Genomic DNA, 21,568 nt, shown 5'->3' on the forward strand with positions numbered 1-21,568 from the left:
CGCAGGGGCGACGAAACCCTGCATGGCTTCTGCAGGGCTGCGTGTAGCCTTACAAAAACTTAAAGAGCAAGAGGAACGAACAGTCGAAACTGTTGGGTTTCTTTAAGCCTAGTATCGTCGGTCCCTTCGTTGTGGGGTTATCCCAATTCCAGGGGTGTGATGCCAGATGACCTCCACCTGTTCCCACCCCCAAATAGGGCTATTCACAGGCAGGGTTGTCTGTGGATAACCCTGTTATCTGGATGGGTTGGCGGCCCGTTTACACGCCAACCCGTCCAACCTTTTCGTTACGCTGTTGAATGTCTACCAGCGCTCGCGAGCGCACACCAAATCCCGCACACCAAGTCCATGTCACATGTTTGTCGCATGTGCCTGGCCGTAGTTGAAAGGAGTCCGATGGAAGGCCAACTTCTCACCACCAGCACCGGGCAGCTCGTCGATGAATCGGGAGTCGCCCGTCCGCCGTGGGCCTATCGCAGCGAGATTGAGCTGGACTACTACGACAACGAGTGGGGTCGCCCTGTCATCACCGAACACGGCCTGCTGGAGCGCATCGCCCTCGAAGGCTTCCAATCCGGCTTGTCGTGGGCCACCATCCTGCGCAAGCGGAGGGATTTTCGCTCTGTGTTCTTTCTTTTTGACGCCCAGCGCATCACCGAAATGAGCGAGCCCCAAAGGCGCGCTGCTCTGCAGGACGAACGCTTGATTCGTAATGCCCGCAAGCACGAAGCGCTCTACGAAAACGCCAAGGCGACGCTGGAGCTGCGGCGAGCGGAGGAATATCAGGAGTTGCCGGAGGATTCGCCCGCCCGCGACGTTCTGGGCGGGGCGGCCAACCGGCTGGCGCCGGGTCTGCCGGTACTCGTGTGGTCGTTCACCCCGGCGGAGCACTCCCGTCCGACATCGCTGGATGGGGTGCCCTCGACTTCGCCGGAGTCCAAGGCGCTGGCGAAGGAGCTAAAGCGCCGGGGATTTCAGTTCGTCGGCCCCACCACCTGCTACGCGCTGATGCAGGCCATCGGCATGGTCGACGACCGGGTGGTGGAGCCAGCCGAGGGGGCCTAGAGTCGCGCGGCCAGCTCCACGGCCTGGCGGATCGCGCGCTTGGCGTCCAGCTCCGCGGCGACATCCGCACCGCCGATGATGTGGACGTCAGAGGTGCCGTCCTGCTCGGCGTCGCTCTTCTCGGCGCCTTCCGGGCGCACGGATTCCTGGCCCGTGCACAGCACGACCGTGTCCACGTTGATCACGCGCTCTTCGCGGTTCTCCTTGGTCTCACGCTCGATCTGCTCCAGCAGCTCCTGCTTTTCGGCGCGATCCAGCGTGCGGCCCTCGAAGGTGCCGGACTTGATCTGCTTGATCTTCTTCAGCGTGACCTGCGGATCCTCCACCGGGACGGTGATGTGCAGGCCGTCGGAATCGATCTTCTCGTAGGTCACGCCCACGATCTGCTCCGTGCCGCCCATGGCCACCGCCGCGCGGTGTACCCAGCCGGTCGTCTTGCCCAGCGTGCGGCCCATGCGGGTCGGCTTACGCTGCAGCATCACCACGCGGCGCTGCGGGCGCTCCGGCTGCGGGGAGGAGAGGTTGCCGTGCACATCCGAGTCTTCGACCACGCCCCACTGGCTGTTCCAGGAGGTCAGGGACTGCGGGGCGCCCTGGCGATCCGCCAGCAAGAACTCCGCCACGTCGTAGCCGATGCCTCCAGCGCCGATGACGGCGACGTACTCGCCCGGCGCCTTCTTTCCGGAGATTAGCTCGGCGTAGGTGGCGACGGTCACGCCGTCGATCTTGCCCTCCAGGCCCTCGTTCACGCCCGGGAACTCCGGGATGCGCGGGCGCACGCCCGTGGCCACAACAACTTCCTCGAAGCCGTCGGCCTTAAGCTCCTCCGGGGTAACGGCCTTGCCGGTGGAGATGTTCACCTTCAAGCCCTCCAGGCGGTTGACCACCGCGTACAGCGCCTGTACGAACTCTTCCTTGCCCGGCACGCGCATCGCCAGGTTGAACTGGCCACCCAGGGTGTCAGCCGCTTCGAAGACGGTGACATCGTGGCCGCGCAGCGCCAGCGCCTCAGCAGCGAAGAGCCCGGCCACGCCACCGCCGATCACGCCGACCTTCTTGGTGCCCTGTGCGGGCAGCAGCTCCAGCTCGGTCTCGTAGGCGGCGCGCGGGTTAACCAGGCAGGTCGCCCGCTTGTTCTCGAAGGTGTGGTCCAGGCAGGCCTGGTTGCAGGCGATGCAGTGGTTGATCTCGGTGTTCAGGCCGCGTGCGGCACGGTTGACGAACTCCGGGTCGGCCAGCAGCGGGCGAGCCATGGAGACCAGGTCGGCCTGCGGGGTGCCGGCGGGCTCGCCGTTGCCACCGTCCCAGCTTCCGTCGAGGATGGCCTCGGCAACCTCCGGGGTGTTGATGCGGTTAGAAGCCACCACGGGGATGTTCACGTGCTCGCGCACCTTCTGGGTCGCCCAGGCGAAGGCGCCACGGGGGACGGAGGTCACGATGGTCGGGATCTGTGCCTCGTGCCAGCCCACGCCGGAGCTCAGCAGGTCCGCGCCGGCCTCCTCGATCTTCTTGGCCAGCTGCAGGATCTCCTCCTGGCTCTGGCCACCCTCGACCAGCTCCAGCACGGAGATGCGGTAGTCGATGACGAAGTCTTCCGGCACCTTTGCGCGGATGGCCTTAACGATCTCTACGGGGAAGCGCTGGCGGTTTTCCACCGAGCCGCCCCACTTGTCAGTGCGCTGGTTCGTGCGCTCCGCGAGGAACTGGTTAATCAGGTAACCCTCGGAGCCCATCACCTGCACGCCGTCGTAGCCTGCGTCAGCGGCGAGTGCGGCGGAGGTGGCGTAGGCGTCAACAAGCTTTTCAACGTCCTCGGTGGCGATCTCGCGGGCGGGGAAGGGGCTGATTGGCGACTGCGAGGCGGAGGCGGACTCCGCCATCGGGTGGTAGCCATAGCGGCCGGCGTGCAGCAGCTGCAGCAGGATCTTCGCACCGCCGGCGTGTACTGCGTCGGTGATTTCGCGGTGAGCCTCGGCGATCTCCGGGGTGTTAAACGGAGTGCCGTAGGGGGTCAGGTTGCCTTCTAGGACCGGCGGGTAGCCGCCGGTGACCATCGCGGCCACGCCACCTTCGGCGCGGGCGGCGTAGAAGGCGGCGAGCTTCGGCACGTCCTCGATGGAATCCTCCAGGCCGGTGTGCATGGAGCCCATGATCACGCGGTTGCGGAAGGTGGTCTTTCCTACCTGGATAGGGGAGAGGAGGGTCTTGTAGGCGGTGGCGGGATCTTCCACCGGGGTGGCGGTGAGAGCGGTGGCGCCCGGTGCCGTAGTCAGCGGCAGGAGGGTGCGGACGGAAGCGTCGGAGGAGTTGTTGGAAGGCTGGTTGGTCATGGGCGCAATTATCTCTAACTGCGCAAAAACTTGTGGGGCTTTTGAAGAAACCGAGAGCATTCACACTGCTGCGCGTTAAAGTATGTATCAAAATGTGAGTAATGTATGACGATCGTTGCAGTTCAGCGTGACTTCGATCACACATTAAGGTGAGGCTAGAAAGAGTAAGGCAAGCCTAATTTTGTCTGCTCGTACCGACGGGTGCACTCTAGATAACCCAAGACGAAATGGTGTGACCGGAACTACAGCTGTTTCTTGGCGGAGACTCACGTCACCACCAGACCGGCGGTCCGATTGCAACTTTATTCGCATATGCAAATGCAGTACTTGTGACGAAAGTTAGGCCGTAAATCATGAAAAACTACCCTGCACGCCAGGGTCTTTACGACCCCCAGTTTGAGCATGATGCGTGTGGTGTCGCCTTCGTGGCTGACATGCACGGCCGCGCGACACGCGACATTGTGGACAAGGGCATCCAGGCCCTGGTGAACCTGGATCACCGTGGCGCAGCTGGAGCGGAAAAGAACACCGGCGATGGCGCCGGCATCCTTATCCAGGTCCCCGACCGCTTCTACCGGGAGGAGATGGCCAAGCAGGACATCACCCTGCCGCCGGCCGGCCAGTACGCCACCGGCATCGCCTTCCTGCCGAACTCCCGCATGGCCGCGCTCGACGCGGTGCGTGCCGTCGAGGCCATCGTGAAGGAAGAGGGCCTTAACCTCATCGGCTGGCGCGACGTCCCCGTCGACGACTCGAGCCTGGGCGCCATCGCGCGCGACGCCGAGCCGCTGTTCCACCAGCTCTTTATCTCTGGTGTTGACGCCAACGGCTCCCCCCTCGAGGGTCTCGAGCTCGACCGTCGCGCCTTCTTCGTCCGCAAGCGTGCAGAGCGTGAACTCGGCACCAAGGGTGCAGGCGAGGGCTCCGGTGGAGACACCGTGTACTTCCCCTCCCTGTCCTCCCGCACGGTCGTCTACAAGGGCATGCTGACCACCCCGCAGCTGCGGGAGTTCTACCTGGATCTGCAGGACGAGCGCATGGAGTCCGCGCTGGCCATTGTGCACTCGCGCTTCTCCACGAACACCTTCCCGTCCTGGCCTTTGGCTCACCCCTACCGCTTGGTTGCACACAACGGTGAGATCAACACCGTCCGCGGCAACGAGAACTGGATGCGCGCTCGCGAATCCCAGCTGCGCTCCGAGGTGCTGGGCGACCTGGGCCGCGTGCTCCCGATCTGTGACCCGGAGGGTTCGGATACCGGCCGCTTCGACGAGGCTCTGGAGCTGCTGCACCTGGCCGGTCGCAGCCTGCCGCACGCCGTGCTGATGATGGTTCCGCAGGCGTGGGAACGCAACCCGCACATCGACCCGCAGGTCCGTGCGTTCTACGAGTACCACTCCAGCTTCATGGAGGCCTGGGACGGCCCGGCCGCCATCACCTTCACCGACGGCACCCTCATCGGCGCGACCCTGGACCGCAACGGCCTGCGCCCCGGCCGCATCTGGATCACCAAGGACGGCCTCGTCGTCATGGCTTCCGAGGCCGGCGTGCTGGACATCCCGGACAGCGAAATCGTTAAGCGCACCCGCGTGGAGCCGGGCAAGATGTTTCTGGTCGACACCTCCCGCGGCTGCGTAATCGAGGACGAGGAAATCAAGCAGGCGCTGGCCGACCAGCCCTACGAGCAGTGGGTAGAGGAGAACCTGGTCCGCGAGTCCGACCTGCCGACCGCCGAGCCGATCGCCATGAACCACGAGCGCATCGTCCTGCGCCAGCGGGTCTTCGGCTACACCGAGGAAGACCTCGAGACCCTGCTGCGCCCCATGGCCGACAAGGGCGCTGAGGGCATCGGCTCGATGGGTACGGATACCCCGATCGCCGCCCTGTCCGACCGCCCGCGCCTGCTGTACGACTTCTTCGCGCAGCGTTTCGCGCAGGTGACCAACCCGCCGCTGGATAGCTACCGCGAGAAGATGGTCACCAGCATGTTCACCCAGCTGGGTGCGCAGGCGGATGTTCTGAACCCCGGTCCGGACGCCGCCCACCGTATCCACCTGGACAGCCCGATTCTGGGTAACCAGACGCTGGCCAACCTGGCGAATGCGGCGGAGAACGCCGCGGCCGCCGGCTCCGACGTGGACTTGAGCGCCTTCAAGGCCGTGCGCATCCCGGGCCTGTACTCCGTCGCCCACGGCGGCAAGGGCCTGCGCGAGGCCATCAACCGCATCCGCCGCCAGGTCACCGAGGCAATCGAGGACGGTGCGACCATCCTGATCCTCTCCGACCGCGAGTCCGACGAGCGCTACGCCCCGATCCCGTCGCTGCTGCTGACCAGTGCCGTGCATCACCACATGGTGCAGGAGAAGACGCGCACCCGCGCATCGCTGGTGATCGAGTCCGGCGGAGCCCGCGAGGTGCACCACCTGGCCATGCTCATCAACTTCGGTGCGGATGCCATCAACCCGTACATGGCCCTCGAGACCGTTAATGAGATGGCCAACGACGGACGAGTGGGCGTCACCGCAGAAGAGGCCGAGGAAAACTACATCAAGGCCGCGACCGCCGGCATCCAGAAGGTCATGTCCAAGATGGGCATCGCGACGGTGGCGAGCTACCGCGGCTCCCAGCTGGCCGACGTGGTGGGCCTACACCAGAGCCTGCTCGATGAGTACTTCGTCGGCGCCTTCAGCCCCATCTCCGGCATCGGCCTGGACGAGATCGCCGACGACGTGGCCAAGCGCCACCGCGCGGCATTCCTGCCCCGCCCCGAGGAGCAGGCACACCGCGAGCTCGAGATCGGCGGCGAGTACAAGTGGCGCCGCGAGGGCGAATACCACCTGTTCAACCCCGAGACTGTCTTCAAGCTGCAGCACGCGACCCGCACCGGCCAGTACCGCATCTTCAAGGAGTACACCGAGAAGGTCGACAAGCAGTCCGAGCGCCTGGCTACGCTGCGTGGCCTGTTTAAGTTCAAGTCCAATCGCCCGTCGATCCCGATCGAGGAGGTCGAGCCGGTCAGCGAGATCGTGAAGCGCTTCGCCACCGGTGCGATGTCTTACGGCTCGATCTCCGCCGAGGCGCACGAGACCCTGGCGATCGCCATGAACCGCCTGAAGGGCATGTCCAACTCCGGTGAGGGCGGCGAGGATCCGGCCCGCTTCGAGCCGGAGCCGAACGGCGACTGGAAGCGCTCCGCCATCAAGCAGGTAGCCTCCGGCCGCTTCGGCGTGACCAGCCACTACCTGAACAACTGCACGGACATCCAGATCAAGATGGCCCAGGGTGCGAAGCCGGGCGAGGGCGGCCAGCTGCCACCGAGCAAGGTGTACCCCTGGATCGCCGAGGTGCGCGTGACCACCCCGGGCGTGGGCCTGATCTCCCCGCCGCCGCACCACGACATCTACTCCATCGAGGACCTGGCGCAGCTGATCCACGACCTGAAGAACGCCAACCCGGATGCCCGCATCCACGTCAAGCTCGTCGCCGAGCAGGGCGTGGGCACGGTCGCCGCCGGTGTGTCCAAGGCACACGCGGATGTGGTGCTGATCTCCGGTCACGATGGCGGCACCGGCGCCTCCCCGCTGACCTCGCTGAAGCACGCGGGTGGCCCGTGGGAGCTCGGCCTGGCCGAGACCCAGCAGACCCTGCTGATGAACGGCCTGCGCGACCGCATCACCGTGCAGTGTGACGGCCAGCTGAAGACCGGCCGCGACGTGATGGTGGCGGCCCTCCTGGGTGCTGAGGAATTCGGCTTCGCCACCGCCCCGCTGGTGGTCTCCGGCTGCATCATGATGCGCGTCTGCCACCTGGATACCTGCCCGGTGGGCGTGGCAACCCAGAACCCGGAGCTGCGCAAGCGCTACACGGGCCAGGCGGAGCACGTGGTGAACTTCTTCAAGTTCATCGCCGAAGAGGTCCGCGAATACCTCGCCGAACTGGGCTTCCGCACCCTGGAAGAGGCCGTGGGCCACTCCGAGTGCCTGACCGGCGGCGAGATGGAAGTCGAGCACAAGACCGCGGGCAAGCTGGACCTGGCGCCCATCTTCGCCCAGCCGGACAGCCCCTTCATGCACCAGGACCTGCACCGCACCAAGGAGCAGGACCACTCGCTGGACAAGGCGCTGGACAACCAGATCCGTTCTGATGCGCAAGACACGATCCGCCGCGCCGCTGCGGGCGAGGACGTCTCGATCGACCTCAGCTACCCGATCACCAACGTCAACCGCACCGTCGGCACGATGACCGGTTCGCTGATCTCCCGCGTTGCCGGCCGCGATGGCCTGCCGCAGGACACTGTGAACCTGCAGTTCACGGGCTCCGCAGGTAACTCCTTCGGTGCCTTTGCCGCCCACGGCATGACGCTCACCCTGAACGGTGATGCCAACGACTACGTGGGCAAGGGCCTGTCTGGCGGCCGCATTGTCATCCGCCCGGCCGATAACCACGGGGCGGAGGACACGACCAGCGACGTCATCGCCGGCAACGTGCTGGGCTTCGGTGGCGCACACGGCGAAATGTTCATCCGCGGCACCGTGGGCGAGCGCTTCTGCGTGCGTAACTCCGGCCTCACCGCCGTCGTCGAAGGCGTGGGCAACCACGGCTGTGAGTACATGACGGGTGGTCGCGTTATTGTCCTGGGCAAGATCGGCAACAACTTCGCAGCCGGCATGTCCGGCGGCATTGCTTACCTGGTGGATGACGGTAGTGGCGTCACCGATCGAATCAACACCGAGCTCGTCGACATCGAAAAGATCACTGACGAGGAAGAACTGCGCTGGGTCGAGCAGACGATCCAGACCCACCGCGACCTGACCGGATCTACCGTGGAGGTAAACGCCGCGGATCTGATCAAGGTCATGCCCCGCGACTACGCGCGCGTGCTCAAGACGATCGCACGGGCCGAAGCCGAAGGCTTGGACAACGACGGCATCGCCGCCGCAATCATGGAGGAAGTGAAGTAAATGGCTGATCCACGCGGATTTCTGAAGCACCGCCGCGAGTCGGCGGCACACCGACCCGTCCCGCTGCGCCTGCTGGATTGGAACGAGGTCTACGAGGACTTCTCCGACGACAAGGTGCAGACCCAGGCCAGCCGTTGCATGGACTGTGGCATCCCGTTCTGCCACGATGGCTGCCCGCTGGGCAACATCATCCCCGAGTGGAACGACCTGGTGCGCAAGGGCAACTGGCGCGAGGCCTACGACCGCCTGCACGCCACCAACAACTTCCCGGAGTTCACCGGCCGCCTGTGCCCCGCACCCTGCGAAGGCGCATGCGTGCTGGGCATCGGCGACGACCCGGTGAACATCAAGACCGTCGAGTACACCATCGTTGAGCACGCCTGGAAGGAAGGCTGGGTCAAGCCGATCAAGCCGAGCTTCAAGACCGGCCAGCGCGTGGCTGTCGTGGGCTCCGGCCCGGCCGGCCTGGCAGCCGCGCAGCAGCTGACCCGCGCGGGCCACGACGTCACCGTCTTCGAGCGCGCAGACCGCATCGGTGGCCTGATGCGCTACGGCGTGCCCGAGTACAAGATGGAAAAGAAGTGGATCGACCGCCGTCTGGAGCAGATGGAGGCCGAGGGCACGAAGTTCGTCGTCAACACCTCGCCGACCGGTGAGCAGCTGAAGGAGTTCGACGGCGTGATCGTCGCCATCGGCTCCACCGTGGGCCGCGACCTGCCCGTCGTGGGCCGTGACCTGAAGGGTGTCTACCAGGCGATGGAGTACCTGCCGGAGGCCAACAAGGTCTGTGAAGGTGACCGCGAGGTTTCTACCATCAACGCCAAGGGCAAGCGCGTGGTGATCATCGGCGGTGGCGATACCGGTACCGACTGCTTCGGCACCGCGCTGCGCCAGGGCGCCATCTCCGTGTCCCAGTTCGACATCACCCCGAAGCCGCCGAAGACCCGCGGCGCATCCACCCCGTGGCCGACCTACCCGCGCATCTGGCGCGTGGCGTCCGCCCACGAGGAGGGCGAGTACCGCGTGACCGGCAACGAGTCCGCCGACGAGATCGCCGCCCTGGGCCTGGCCGAGCGCCAGCCGGGCGACGAGCTGGGCATCCGCCGCTACTCCATCAACACGGTGGAGATCACCGGCGACGGCGAGAAGGTCACGGGCCTGAAGGGCGCCGAGTGCCGCTTCGGCGAGAACGGCCTGGAGAACATCCCGGAGTCCGACTTCGAGATGGATGCCGACCTGGTGCTGCTGGCGATGGGCTTCGTCTCCGTCGAGGAGACCCCGGTGGTGTGGGACCTGGGCCTGCAGATCGGCGAGCGTGGCCGCCTGGAGCGCGACGATACCTTCCGCGCCCAGCCCACCAACGCTGAGTTCGCGGACATTCCAGTGTTCGTCGCCGGCGACGCGGGTCGTGGCCAGTCCCTGATCGTGTGGGGCATCTCCGAGGGCCGTTCCGCCGCCGCGGAGCTGGACCGCGAGCTGATGGGCGAGACCGCTCTGCCGCGCCCGATTAACCCGACTGACGTGGCGATGCAGGCATGAGCCTAGCCGCTTACCTAGGGCTGCTCGGTGCCTGGGTGCTGGCCATTACGATGCCAGGCCCGGACACCGTGCAGCTCATTCGTTTGGGTGCCCGTTCGCGCCGCTCGGCGGTGTTCGCCGCGCTGGGAATTAGCACGGGCAATGTGTTGTGGCCGGTGGTCACGATGCTGGGCCTGGCCGCGTTGATCGCGGCCTTCCCGTGGATCCTGACGGTGTTGTACCTGTTCGGCGGCTGTTTCCTGATCTACATGGGCCAAGGCGCGTTTCGCTCCGGGTACGCGGATTGGCGCGCCCGGGCGGTCTTGCCCGCTGTTTCTTTTAATGACGCCACCAGCGCTCCAGCGGGTGACGGTGGAGCACAGGCAGCGGCGCGTGCACCGCTGGGGGACTTCGCCTCCTGGCGCCTGGGGCTGGTGACGAACCTCTCTAACCCCAAGGCGTTGCTGTTCTTCGGTTCGGTGTTCGCACAGTTCATCCCGGTGGACGTGTCCTTGCTGGACCGGCTGCTGGTACTGCTTTTGATGACTGTCGTGGGTGTGGCGTGGTTCTGCGGATTCGCCCTGGCGGTGGCCGCGGGAGCGGAGAAAATCCAGCGGCTCAACCCCTTCATCGAAATGGTGGCCGGGGTGATCTTTGTCGTGCTCGGCGCGTTCCTGGCCTTCGAGGGCGTGCAGATGCTGGTGGGTAGCTAAAGCCCGCTAGACTGAGGCGCATGGAGTTTCCAGAGGTCAGCATTCGTGATTCCGAAATCAAGCTGGGGCAGTTCATCAAACTGGCGAACCTGGTGGAGACCGGCGGGGAGGCCAAGGAGGCCATCGCCGCCGGGGTTGTGCAGGTCAACGGCGCGGTGGATACCCGCCGCGGCAAGGCGTTGCGCCCGGGTGACGAGGTGGCCCTGGTGGATGCGGACACCGGCGACGTGCTGGCAGGAGCCACGGTGGCTGGCGCGAGCGGCGCGGCGGGCGCTGAAGGTGTTGCGAATGGAGCGGAATCCGACGATGACCTCGGCGAGTTTTTCGACGAGTCTACTGCGGACGATGACTTCGATCCGCAAAAGTGGCGCAACGTCAGCCTGGAAGATGTCCGCGAGGATAACGCGATCTAGCGTCAGCTGAATGCCTGGCCGGTGGAGGCCAGGTGGCGTCAATAAGAAACAACAGATACACCCCAAGAACACAAGAAAGAGCAGTGGAGGAACCATGCCCGCAATGATCGCCCAGCCCGGAATGCCCGTATGGCTGGACCTGGCCAGCACCGACGCGGCCGGAGCGGAAAAATTCTACAGCGAGTTACTGGGCTGGGAGTTCGAGCAGGTCTCCGACGGCTACACCGTGGCGAAAAAGCAGGGCATGCCGGTGGCGGGCATCGCGCAGATCCCAGAGGGCAACCGGTCTGTGTGGGGAGTGCTGCTGTACACCCCGGACGTGCAGCAGGCGCACGACAAGGCCGTGCAGGCGGGGGCGAAGTCCGTGCTGGAGCCGCAGGATCTGGGGGACCGTGGCGACATGGCCGTCATCGTCGACCCGTCGGGGGCCACGGTCGGCCTGCGCAATCCCGCGGATGAGCATGCGTTGATCGCCGCAGGCGAGCCCGGAACTCCGGTGTGGTTCGAGCTGATGGTGGTGCAGAACTGGGATACGACGCTGGAGTTTTACCACGAGCTGGCGGGCTGGGATATTAAGGCCACAGGGGATGGCGCAGGGGATGATGAGTTCCGCTATGCCACCGGCGAGTTCGACGGCGCGGCAGTGGTTGGCCTGTGGGATACCTCCAAGCTGGAGGTGCCCGGGATGTGGACCGTTTACCTGGGCGTGGCGGACGTGGACGCCGCCATTGCCAGCACGCCGGAGCTGGGCGGAAAGGTGATTCGCCCGGCCTGGGAATCCGAGTTCGGCCGCATGGCCACCATCGAGGATCCGACGGGCGCGCTGGTGAACCTCTGCGGGATCGAGGAGTTCGTCCCCGACGAGGACGTGCACGAGCCGGACCTGCTGGCTCCGGAGAACTTCCAGGCGTTCTAGCGCGCCGGGTTGGCTCCGCCGCGCCGGGCAAGCCCAGCGGGCGCCGCTACCAGATGCAGACGCGCTCGTCCTCGGCCAGCCACATTCCGTCGCCCTCCGAGACGTCGAAGGCTTCGTAGAACTCCGCGATGTTGCTGGAGACCACGTTGCAGCGGAACTCCGCCGGCGAGTGCGGGTCGATGGAGGCGTACTGAGCCGCCATCTGCGGGCGGATCGCGGTCTGCCAGATCCGTGCCCAGCGCAGGAACACGCGCTGCAGGGCGGTGTACTCGGTTGTGTCCGGGTTGCCCTCGGCATCCACCAGCCCCTCGACCGGCAGCTTCTCGGCTGTCTCGAAGGTCTGCCCCTGGTCCGCCAGGTAGCGGCGCAGAGCCACGATGGCGATGCCCAATCCGCCCAGGTCACCGATGTTTTCACCCAGGGTGAAGCTGCCGTTAACAGTGTGCTCGGTGATCCCGCGCTGGCGCAGGCCCGTCGGCACCAGGCCGTCGTACTGGGCCACCAGCTTGTCGGTCAGCGCGGTGAAGGCCTCGCGGTCCTCCTCGGTCCACCAGGAGTTCAGGTTTCCGTCGCCGTCGTACTTCGACCCCTGGTCGTCAAAGCCGTGGCCAATCTCGTGGCCAATCACAGCGCCGATGGCGCCGAAGTTGCCGGCCATGTCCGCCGCCGGGTCGAAGAACGGCGTGCGCAGGATCGCCGCCGGGAAGGTGATGTCGTTCTTCACCGGGTTGTAGAACGCATTCACCGTCTGCGGGGTGGTGAACCAGGTCTCGTTGTCGCTGGGCTTGCCCAACTTGGAAACCTCGTAGTTGTGGTTGAAGCGGCTGGCCGCCCGCACGTTCGCCAGCAGGTCCGCGCCGGTGGCGCCGAACTCCAGGCCGTCGAAGTCGCGCCACTTATCCGGGTAGCCGATCTTCGCCTCGAACTTCTCCAGCTTCGCCAGCGCCTTCTCGCGCGTAGCGGGGGTCATCCAGGCTAGCTCGCTAATGCGCTCGCGGTAGGCGGCGATCAGGTAATCCACCAGCTCCAGCATCTTCTGCTTGTGCTCCGGCGGGAAGTGCTCGGCGACGAAATTCTTGCCGACTTCCTCGCCCACAGCACCTTCGACCAGAGCGACGCCGCGCTTCCACCGCGCCCGCTGCTCCGTAGCGCCGGACAGGGTGCGCCCGTAGAACTCCCAGTTCCGCAGGTTCACCTCCGTCGGCAGGTATGCCGCGCTGCTCAAGATCACCCGCCAGTAGGCCCAGAGCTTCCACTCGTCCAGGCCACTGACCTGCGGGCTATCGCCCTCTCCGGTGGCCATGGCCGCGACGTGCTCCAGGTAGCTGGGCTGGCACACCACGATCGTGCCCCCGCCCGCGCTCTGGGTATCCACGCCCGTGGCCGCCAGCCACTCGCGGAAGGGGAAGCCCGTCGGCAGATCCTCCACCTTCGTCGGGTTATATGTCTTCTCCGCATCGCGGCTGGCCACGTTGTCCCAGTGCCCGCGCGCCAGCTCGGTCTCGAAAGCGCAGATCGCATCCGCCGCGGCAGTAGCGCCCGCATCCGCATACTTCCCGGGCAGCTCCAGCTCGCTGACCAGCCCCAGCATGTCCTTTACGAACTCGCGGTAGGCCTCGCGGGTCGGCGCGTGCTGCTCCTCCCGGTAGTACGCCTCGTCCGGCAGACCGAGCCCGGTCTGCACCAGGTAGGCACGCTGAATGTCCTGGCTGGAATCCTTCTCGATCCAATACCCCGCAACACCACCGGTGCCCTCCATATCGAGCCTGCCGAGTACCTTGGCCAGGTCGCTGATCGAGGTGGCGTCACTAACAAGCCCCAAGGGCTCCCGCAGGCCGGCCAGACCCGCGGCGGCGATGCCCTGCACGTCCATAAAAGAGGAGTACAGGGCGCCCACGCGGCCGTTCGGCTCGTCGGTGGCGGCGGCCTCTACAATCTCGCGGACCTCCTGCTCGGCGAGGTCACGCAGCTGGTGAAAGGTGCCGTCGACGGGGCGATCGCTGGGGATCGTGTGGGTCGCCAGCCAGGTGCCGTTGACGTGCCGGTACAGGTCCTGTGCAGGCGAGGGCTGGGTGGCCTCGCCAGCTTGATTCTGCGGCGCGGCCTCGGAGATGTCGTCCGGGATATCTACAGCCTTTGTTTTTGCAGCGTTGTTTTCTACCATGCCCACCACCTTAGACACCGCCGCAGACAGGGTGTCCGGCACAGTGGTTAGGCTATGGCGTATGTTCCATCATCCCGCGCCACAGGGGCCGCAACATGGGCGGCCGGCTCGCCCATCACAGGGTCCGCCAGTCCGCCCAGCACAGCGACCGATGGCCCCGGTCCCGCCTGTGCCAGCCCGCCCCGCGCCACCCGCAAAGCCTGCCAAGCCCGCCCCACCGACCACATATCGCCCCGCGCCGACCAGTCCGCAGCGGAGCGGTGCCTACTCTGCCTATCTTTTAGGGACACTGTTGTTGCTGGTTGGGGGCGTTTTTATTGTGAACGCCACCCTGGAAGACGAGCCCCAATCCCTGACCGTCGCGGAAGGGATGGCGGACTCGGTTCTCACCTATTCCGAGTGGCCGCTGCGGTTTGCCTCCCTGGAGGAATGCCACGATTCACCCGGCCTGGGTCGCCCCGGAGTGATGGAATTGGATTGCGATGGAGAAAGCTACGGAGTGACCGGCCTATCGGGCGTGGACGTGAAAGGCGGCGAGGAACCCATCTCGCAGGCCGTGAACCGCGCCGTGCGTGCGATAGTTTTCCAGGACGGTGTGAACCTGCAGTCGATCGACGTGCTGGGCAAGATCTCGGAGGAAAACCGAGAGCTGCTAAAAAAGTCGCAGGTCAAGCAATTGCGCGTGACGGATACCTACAAGCTGGGGGAGAAACGATTCATGGCAGTCGCGTTTGTGCGGGCCCCGGATGCGGGTTCATCGGACGGCAGCGGGGAAGCCGGCGCCGCTGCGAACGATGGCACCGGCGGGGAGCCCAATAGCGAACTGGAGCACAGTCTCGAACCCGATGGCACGGCCCCGATAGTGGTGGTGCAGATGCCGGTGAAGTCGGCGTCAATCAGAAGGCAGTTAGAAGAGATCGACGAGTTCGTGCGCGGCGTCAGCTTGGAGGACAACGCAGAAAGCGCAGGTGAATCCGATGTTTAAGGTGCGCAACTACCGCGTGTTCGAGGTGCCACTCGAGTTTCACTTGAAGCATCCGCCCCAGCAACGGCCGAAACTGGGACTTTTCCGCGACGGCTGGCTGGCGGCGTACTGGCTGCTGGTGGTTCCGAGCCTCGTGATGTCCGGGTTTCTGCTAATTGGCAATAATCCTTCAACGGTTAGCCCAACGCTGACGCTGGTGCTGCTGATCGGTGCGTTGCACCTGGCGGGGGCGTTGCTGTGCGTGTGGGCGCTGCCGATATATAGGGGCACACCTAAGCGGCTGGCCGCGCTGGCGGTGCTGTGGGGTGGGGCGGCCTCCGTGGTGCTGGCGGCGGTGGTGATTCAGCCGCCGGTGGTGAGCACCGTAGACAAGCTGGGTTGGCACGGGCTGACGGCCAGCTTTGGAGGCGCCTACCCGGAGGAGATCGCTAAGGGTCTGGGCATCTGGCTCCTGCTGTGGATGGGGCGCGTTTGGTGGAACCGCCCGTGGCACGGCATTATCGCCGGATTGCTGGTGGGGCTGGGTTTCGAGGTCTTCGAGAACATGATGTACGCGATGATGCTGGCGGTGATGGATCCGGTGTCTGACATGCAAGGAGCCTTGTCGACGTACCTCGTGCGAGTGATCGCCGGACCTGCGAAGCACATGATGTTCAGCGCGCTGGTCGGCTATGGGATCGGCCTGGCGATGTTCGTGGGAGCGAAAGCGGGGCAGCCGCGCGGTGTCGCCTGGCGCCTGGGGGCCGTCGTGTTGTGGGGTGGCCTGGGCTTCTTGACGCACTTTGCGTGGAATATTCGCTGGCTAGATGTGTCGCCAGTGTTTCAGCTGCTGTGGATGGGCTTCGTCTGGGTGGCGCTGGCGGCGCTCGCAGTCTGGGCGATTGTGTGGACGAGTGTGGAGTTTCTGCGGTGGAAAAAGCGCGGTGTTTGCCCAGCTGTGACGATATATCAGCGAGTGTGACGAAAATCACATGAGGGCTTGAGCAGGGATTTCTCGGTCGATGGTTTCATGGGGTGAAAGATGTTCCCCATGGGGTTGATGTGAATAATGTGAAATCAGTGGTTTTTGGGTATGGTGTGATTCATGATTTCACTGCTATGGCGCCGCTCCACGCGCACGTCCGTACCGAAACGCCTCACCGCAACGGCACTCGCTGGCTCCGCTTTGACGGTTGCAGCGCTCGTCGCCACCGATGTCATTCCCGTCCCCTCGTGGGCGCTGAATGGCATCGACGTTGCCTCCCACCAGCACCCCGGTGGTGCAGCAATCGACTGGACTGCCGTGAAGCAGTCCGGCCAGTCCTTCGTCTTCGTCAAGGCGACCGAGGGCACGTCCTACACCAACCCGGCGTTCACCACGGACTCCGCAAAGGCTCAGCAAGCCGGCCTGGTTCCGGGTAGCTACCACTACGCCCGCCCGGGCAGCGGCAACCCGCGCGCCGAGGCTCGCCATTACGCCAGCGTTCTGGCCACCGGCGTGCAGCCCTCGCTGCCCCCGGTTCTGGACCTGGAGGAGCACGAGGGCCTGAACCCGACCCAGCTGCAGAATTGGGTCCGCGAGTGGATCGACGAGATTAAGGTCCAGACTGGCCGCGATCCGATCATCTACACCTACTACAGCTTCTGGATCCAGCGGATGGCCAATACCACTGAGTTCTCCGAGTACCCGCTGTGGCTGGCCTACTACCGCGACACTTTGCCGGATAAGATCCCGGGCGGTTGGGACCACGTCACCTTCTGGCAGTACTCCGGCTCCGGCCGCGTTAATGGTGTGCAGACCCAGGTGGACCTGAACAAGTACTACGGTGACGACGCTGCCCTGAACGCCCTGGCATCCGGCATGCCTGCGGATACCGCCGCAGGCCAGGCTTCCGAGGCGATGGACCCGATGCGTCCCGCCGTTGAAGGCGAAGCTGAGATCGCCAACAAGATTGAGCACGCCACCGGCGTGAACGTCCCGTTGGCCTCTGACTTTATGATGCAGTTGCTGGGCGTTATCGGCGGCCGTGTATCCCCGGAGGTTCTGCTAACCCAGGGGCAGAAGCAGCTGCAGGGCATGGATCCGGCACAGGTCGCAGGATCTGCTGGCGGACCGGATCAGGGCGCCCAGGCAACTGGTTCCGTGAAGGCGGCCCAGGAGGTTCTGACCGCCTACACCGCACTGTCCGGAGCGCTGAAGGAGTTCAACTCCGGTGGAAACAAGCTGCCGGTCGAGGCCATCCTGAGGCTGGTTCAGGGCTACACGCCGGGCGCTGGCGCCCAGGGCGGCACGGTGAACATCGGCCAGATCCTGAGCCTGCTGCAGCAGTTCGGTGGCATCTCCAACTGGAACGCTAAGCTGGAGAACGGCGAGGTCCAGCCTGACGCTAATGCCTTTGCTGAGCTGGCGGATGCCGCCAAGTCCGCGAACCCGGATGGCACCGCTCCGGCGGACGCTGCCGCCGCGCCGGCCGCTGACCAGGCTCCGGCCGCTCCGGTTCCGCCGGCAGCCCCGGCTCCCGCTACTAACTAAGCACATGGTGCCGCTGCTGGCACCGCAGCCTTGCAGCTAACTGAGCGCATTCAATCTGCGCGTTAGCGAGCTAGCGAGCAAACAGCTACAAGCAATGAAGCGTCGCCCTAACCGGGCGGCGCTTTTTGCATCCCTATCCCGCACTTGCGTTCCTACCCTGCTTTTGCATCCCTGTCTCGGTCGTGCATGCTCCACGGTCATCCATCCCTGTCTTGGCGAGCTAGAGCTGGGGAATGTCCCAAATCTTCCACTCTGTTTTTATAGCTATCTATTTCCGCAGGTCAGGGCTTCGCAGTTTTTTGCTGCAAAGGAGCTACTCCTCGAAGGTGGAAGATTTGGGACATCGTCCCTCTAGCGCAGGGTTCCTAGGGGGGCATGCATAAGTGCCAGAGCATGAAGGGGGACCAAGGCATGAAAAAGGCGGAGTGGATTTTCACCACCCCGCTCAGCCTTGTCCAGGGGCCAGCCGCCCCGAACCTAGTCCGAGAACTTCATCGGCCCGTTGTACCAGAGCCCAGAGCGCTTATCCGTCTCCGTATCCAGCTTCACCGGCTTCGGCTTATCGCCGTTCGCATTCGGGAACGGGGTCAGCTTATCCAGCACACCCCAGTCTCGCTGCCAGTCGTCCTGCAGGTAGGTCGGTATCTCCTCGGCCTGCGAGGTCATCTGCACCAGCCCGTAGGAGCCACCACCGGAGTAGTCCATCACCGGCGTGTGGTTGCTGCGGACGTCGTGGTCCGGCGAAATGCGGAACTCTGCTGCCTCGGCCACGCCCGCCCAGTGGTCGTACGGCTTCTGGCACGGGAACTGGAAAGCGATGGTCCAGTCCAGCAGCGTCGGCGCTTCGGAGCCCACGTAGTCGTTCAGTGACTCCATCTCTGGCACGCGCGGCGGTGTAATGGCAATCCACTGTGTGGGCGTCAGGTTCGGATCGTTCGCCACAATGCGTACCGAGTCCGCGTCCTCCGGAACTTCGTCCATCGGGATGCGCAGGTTACGCCACTCGGGCGCGTAGCCCGGATCCAGCGGAATCTGCTCGCCGAGCACCTCAAAGTCCTCAGCCTTCTTGGAACCACCGGACTTGCCGAACTGAACCTTGATCTCCTGGCCGTACTTGAAGACGCCGTCCATGTCGAAGTGTCCGACCTGCCCGGCCACGCTGAACACTAGCAGCGGCAGACCCTCGCGGTCCTCCGGCAGGCTGTACCAGCTGGTCGTGGTGTTCGCGGGTGTCTGCAGGCCCTCGGTGTACGAGCCGACCACTGGCACCTTGTTCGCGTCGATTCCGAACGGCAGCACGGCATAGGATCCGTTCACGCCCTTGGTGGCCTTCAGGCCGCCGGTGGTGCCGGATGCGTCGCCGCCGTCGTTGCCGTCATTGCTGCTCGTCTCTCCCTCGGACTTGTTCGTTGTCCTATCCTGTGACGCCGCATTCTGCGTGTCTCCCTGGTCAGAGGAAGCGTTCGTGTCGTCGGAGCCGGAATCCTCGCTACGGAACTGGTCGGAAGAGCCCACCGTGGCCTGGGAGTTGCCGGTGGACTTGGAGTCGATCTTGGCGGGGATGTTGTTCGGCTCGAAGCCGCGCCCCCCGCCGCTGGTCAGGGATTCCTTCAGGGAGCTGCCGTCGGCAGGCTGGAGGAAGGAGTCGTTGGTGTTGGTCTCCACCAGAACATCCGCAGCCTGGTTACAGGTCTGGCCCGTGAGAGCCATCACGTTGCCCTTGCCCACGGAGTAGGCGGGCCACTGGCTGACCATGCCCTTCGTCAGGGAGGCCAGGGTGAACACGACCGTGAAGGCCGTCAGCACGGCGATTGGCGCGGCCGTCAGGCCGCGGAACTGATGGAGCTTCTTAGTCTCGGCCCGCTCAAGATCTGCCACTTCCGATTCGGTGGTGGCACGGGCGCGTTTGGCGTCCGCAAGAAAGCCGACGATCACACCCCAGAAAAGAACCACGACAGATACAGCAAGCATCACGGTGCTAGCGGTGATACCAGAGAGCTGCACCGGCTTATCCCACCACGGCACACCGTAGGAGGACAGGTACCACCAACCGTTCGGGCCGGCGAGGGTGAAGGCGAACAGCATCAGGGTAGAGCCCAGGAACAGCAGTTGGTTGCGCCTGGTCTGCAGTGCGAAGCGCGAGGCGGCAACGGATGCTAGGGCCGTCAGCGCAGCACCGATACCCGCGAACACGCCGAAGTGGTGGGTCCACTTGGTGGGCGTGAACGTCATGAAGAACAGCGTGCCCAGAATGATCAGCAACAGGCGAGTGGACGGAGCCTTAGCAGTACCGGTGATGCGCCCGTTGCGCAGCATGGCAGCCACGACGATGCCAATGCAGAAGAACAGCATGACCATGGTGAAGCGGCGCGGGAAGCTGCCGTCGACGGTCTGCTCCATGAGGGCTTCGTAGCGACGGAACTCCTCGAACCACTGCATAGACGGGCCGATTTCTCCACGCAGCTTGATGGCCTCGGCGACGGTGCGCAGCGTCTGGTCTGCGAACACAGCCGTGAGGATCGCGGTGCCGGCGGCCAGGAACGGCGCGATCTGCGCCAGGATGGCCGCAATGACCGTCTTCTTCGGGGCACCCTTCGGCGCGCCCAACAGAGGCAGGCGGCGGGTGAGAATGCGGATCAGCGCGCCCAGGGAGGCCAGCAGGGCGGAGACGGCCATCAGGCCAGTCGGGCCCGCTCCCAGCGCCAGGGTGGCGATGATCGTGCCGACCGCGGCGGGCAGCAGGCGGTGGGTGGCGATGGCGCGTTCGAAGGAGACCCAAGCCAGCAGGGAGAGCACGGCGATGATCGGCTCCGGGCGCGTGCCGTTGTTGAAGGTCATCCAGAACAGCAGGAACGTTGCCGCCATGGTCCAGTGGGCGACTTGGCGCTGGTTGATCTTGGCGCCGAGGCGTGGCATGACCTCACGGGAAAGGAACAGCCACGTGACAATGCCCGCGATCAGAGAGGGCAGGCGCATCCAGATGGATGCGGAGGTGACCTGCGTCATCAGTGCCAGCAGGTCGTAGAACGGCGATCCGAAGGGGGATTCCGGTACGCCGAACCAGCGGTAGTAGTTGGCCATGTAGCCGGACTCGTGGGAGACCTTGGCCATGGTCAGCAAGTAGCCGTCATCCGAGGTGTTGGCACCGACAAAGTACCAGGCCAGCAGGATGAAGCCGACTACGCCGTCGAGAGGTCGGGGCTTCCACCAGTCGCGGTGGAACAGGCGGCGGGACGTAGTTCGCTTGTCGAGGATATCGATGCGGTACAGACAGTACAGGGCAATCGCGGTGGCGATGATGCCCACGAAGATGGCCAGGTACTTGATGGCCGACGGGGAAGAGGTGAAGCGCGAATCGACGGTGACGTGTGCCTGGAAGCCCGCGTCGATCGTGCTGTTGGAGTTCTTCTCCGTGTTCTTGATATCCGTGTAGATGCCGGTGAGAGCGGGGCGAACGTCGGCATCGATGGTGGAATCCAACGCGTAGTCCAGGTGCTTGTCTGCGTCCGGAACCCAGGCGCGGGTGGATTCGTAGTCGGAGGTGATGCGCAGCTGCGCGTCGTCCGGCAGCTTCCGCAGAGCGTCCTTATTAATGGACAGCGGGACGACGTTGCGCACGACCACGTCGAGGCTGTCGTCGGTGGAGCGGACGAACATGCCGCGCAGGGTGGCCTCTGTGGATTCTGGCGGGAGGGTGGACAGAATGTTTGTCGCACCGCTTTCCAGGTTGCGAACTTCCTGGATGGGAACCGTGATGTCTACGTCTTGGGGGACGTAGGAGATCAGGGGCGCCTGGACGGATGTGAGGTCATCGTCCTGAGGCCAGTTGAAAGAGGACTGTACCTGGTTTACAGGCAGGAAAGGCAAAGAAAGGAACATCACCATGCCGATGAGGCCGGAGATGATGGACGCTAACTTTAGTTTCCCTGTTGGCTGCTGAACTTTAGACACAACAGGTAATTGTAGGCCACGGTCGGGCTAACACAGAACT

The 21,568-nt window shown here is 64.6% G+C and carries 12 protein-coding genes; 9 read left to right on the forward strand and 3 right to left on the reverse strand.

Features of this window, described 5'->3' with window-relative positions:
• Positions 1–396: 396 nt before the first annotated feature.
• On the forward strand, positions 397–1,065 hold the full coding sequence (locus MHX66_RS08945) for a DNA-3-methyladenine glycosylase I (protein ID WP_239202378.1): 669 nt from the start codon (positions 397–399) through the stop codon (positions 1,063–1,065).
• Here MHX66_RS08945 and MHX66_RS08950 read toward each other — a convergent pair.
• Positions 1,062–3,395, reverse strand: a complete 2,334-nt coding sequence (locus MHX66_RS08950; RefSeq protein ID WP_239202380.1) for an NADPH-dependent 2,4-dienoyl-CoA reductase — start codon at positions 3,393–3,395, stop codon at positions 1,062–1,064. The two genes, MHX66_RS08945 and MHX66_RS08950, sit on opposite strands and share 4 nt — an antisense overlap.
• A 353-nt stretch (positions 3,396–3,748) precedes the next feature.
• Between MHX66_RS08950 and gltB the strand changes: the two genes are divergently transcribed.
• The 5 genes from gltB (at position 3,749) to MHX66_RS08975 (ending at position 11,916) form a co-directional block, all read left to right on the forward strand.
• Entirely contained in the window at positions 3,749–8,356 is a 4,608-nt protein-coding gene (gene gltB, locus MHX66_RS08955) for a glutamate synthase large subunit (RefSeq protein ID WP_239202382.1), read from the forward strand.
• Positions 8,357–9,895, forward strand: a complete 1,539-nt coding sequence (locus MHX66_RS08960; protein ID WP_239202384.1) for a glutamate synthase subunit beta — start codon at positions 8,357–8,359, stop codon at positions 9,893–9,895.
• A complete protein-coding gene (locus MHX66_RS08965; protein WP_239202386.1) occupies positions 9,892–10,587 on the forward strand; it encodes a LysE family translocator in 696 nt (231 codons plus the stop codon). Before MHX66_RS08960 ends, MHX66_RS08965 begins: the two co-directional genes overlap by 4 nt.
• Before the next feature lie 20 nt (positions 10,588–10,607).
• A complete protein-coding gene (locus MHX66_RS08970) occupies positions 10,608–11,000 on the forward strand; it encodes an RNA-binding S4 domain-containing protein (RefSeq protein WP_239202388.1) in 393 nt (130 codons plus the stop codon).
• A gap of 94 nt (positions 11,001–11,094) precedes the next feature.
• Positions 11,095–11,916, forward strand: coding sequence for a VOC family protein (locus tag MHX66_RS08975; RefSeq protein WP_239202389.1), 822 nt, complete (start codon positions 11,095–11,097; stop codon positions 11,914–11,916).
• A 46-nt stretch (positions 11,917–11,962) separates the two neighbouring features.
• Here the strand turns inward: MHX66_RS08975 and MHX66_RS08980 are convergent, their stop codons facing one another.
• Complete coding sequence (locus MHX66_RS08980; RefSeq protein ID WP_239202390.1) at positions 11,963–14,080, reverse strand: M13 family metallopeptidase; 2,118 nt, start codon at positions 14,078–14,080, stop codon at positions 11,963–11,965.
• A gap of 319 nt (positions 14,081–14,399) precedes the next feature.
• Between MHX66_RS08980 and MHX66_RS08985 the strand changes: the two genes are divergently transcribed.
• The 3 genes from MHX66_RS08985 to MHX66_RS08995 all read left to right on the forward strand — a co-directional run bounded on the left by MHX66_RS08985 (position 14,400) and on the right by MHX66_RS08995 (position 17,577).
• Positions 14,400–15,065: a hypothetical protein gene (locus tag MHX66_RS08985; RefSeq protein WP_239202415.1), complete on the forward strand. Its 666-nt coding sequence runs from the start codon at positions 14,400–14,402 to the stop codon at positions 15,063–15,065.
• A complete protein-coding gene (locus tag MHX66_RS08990; RefSeq protein ID WP_239202417.1) occupies positions 15,058–16,026 on the forward strand; it encodes a PrsW family intramembrane metalloprotease in 969 nt (322 codons plus the stop codon). The genes MHX66_RS08985 and MHX66_RS08990 overlap by 8 nt, the downstream gene beginning before the upstream one ends.
• 123 nt (positions 16,027–16,149) lie before the next feature.
• A complete protein-coding gene (locus MHX66_RS08995; protein WP_239202391.1) occupies positions 16,150–17,577 on the forward strand; it encodes a glycoside hydrolase family 25 protein in 1,428 nt (475 codons plus the stop codon).
• Positions 17,578–18,054: 477 nt separating this feature from the next.
• Here MHX66_RS08995 and MHX66_RS09000 read toward each other — a convergent pair whose 3' ends face one another.
• On the reverse strand, positions 18,055–21,528 hold the full coding sequence (locus MHX66_RS09000) for an arabinosyltransferase domain-containing protein (RefSeq protein WP_239202393.1): 3,474 nt from the start codon (positions 21,526–21,528) through the stop codon (positions 18,055–18,057).
• Positions 21,529–21,568: the final 40 nt, after the last annotated feature.

It is taken from the genome of Corynebacterium sp. ACRPH, from assembly GCF_022347285.1.
Classification (GTDB): Bacteria; Actinomycetota; Actinomycetes; order Mycobacteriales; family Mycobacteriaceae; genus Corynebacterium.

Coding starts and splice junctions, on each gene's coding strand:
- MHX66_RS08960 (WP_239202384.1), top strand. CDS start 8,357: ATGGCTGATCCACGCGGATTTCTGAAGCACCGCCGCGAGTCGGCGGCA.
- MHX66_RS08995 (WP_239202391.1), top strand. CDS start 16,150: ATGATTTCACTGCTATGGCGCCGCTCCACGCGCACGTCCGTACCGAAA.
- MHX66_RS08970 (WP_239202388.1), top strand. CDS start 10,608: ATGGAGTTTCCAGAGGTCAGCATTCGTGATTCCGAAATCAAGCTGGGG.
- MHX66_RS08950 (WP_239202380.1), bottom strand. CDS start 3,395: ATGACCAACCAGCCTTCCAACAACTCCTCCGACGCTTCCGTCCGCACC.
- MHX66_RS08990 (WP_239202417.1), top strand. CDS start 15,058: ATGTTTAAGGTGCGCAACTACCGCGTGTTCGAGGTGCCACTCGAGTTT.
- gltB (WP_239202382.1), top strand. CDS start 3,749: ATGAAAAACTACCCTGCACGCCAGGGTCTTTACGACCCCCAGTTTGAG.
- MHX66_RS08945 (WP_239202378.1), top strand. CDS start 397: ATGGAAGGCCAACTTCTCACCACCAGCACCGGGCAGCTCGTCGATGAA.
- MHX66_RS08965 (WP_239202386.1), top strand. CDS start 9,892: ATGAGCCTAGCCGCTTACCTAGGGCTGCTCGGTGCCTGGGTGCTGGCC.
- MHX66_RS08975 (WP_239202389.1), top strand. CDS start 11,095: ATGCCCGCAATGATCGCCCAGCCCGGAATGCCCGTATGGCTGGACCTG.
- MHX66_RS08980 (WP_239202390.1), bottom strand. CDS start 14,080: ATGGTAGAAAACAACGCTGCAAAAACAAAGGCTGTAGATATCCCGGAC.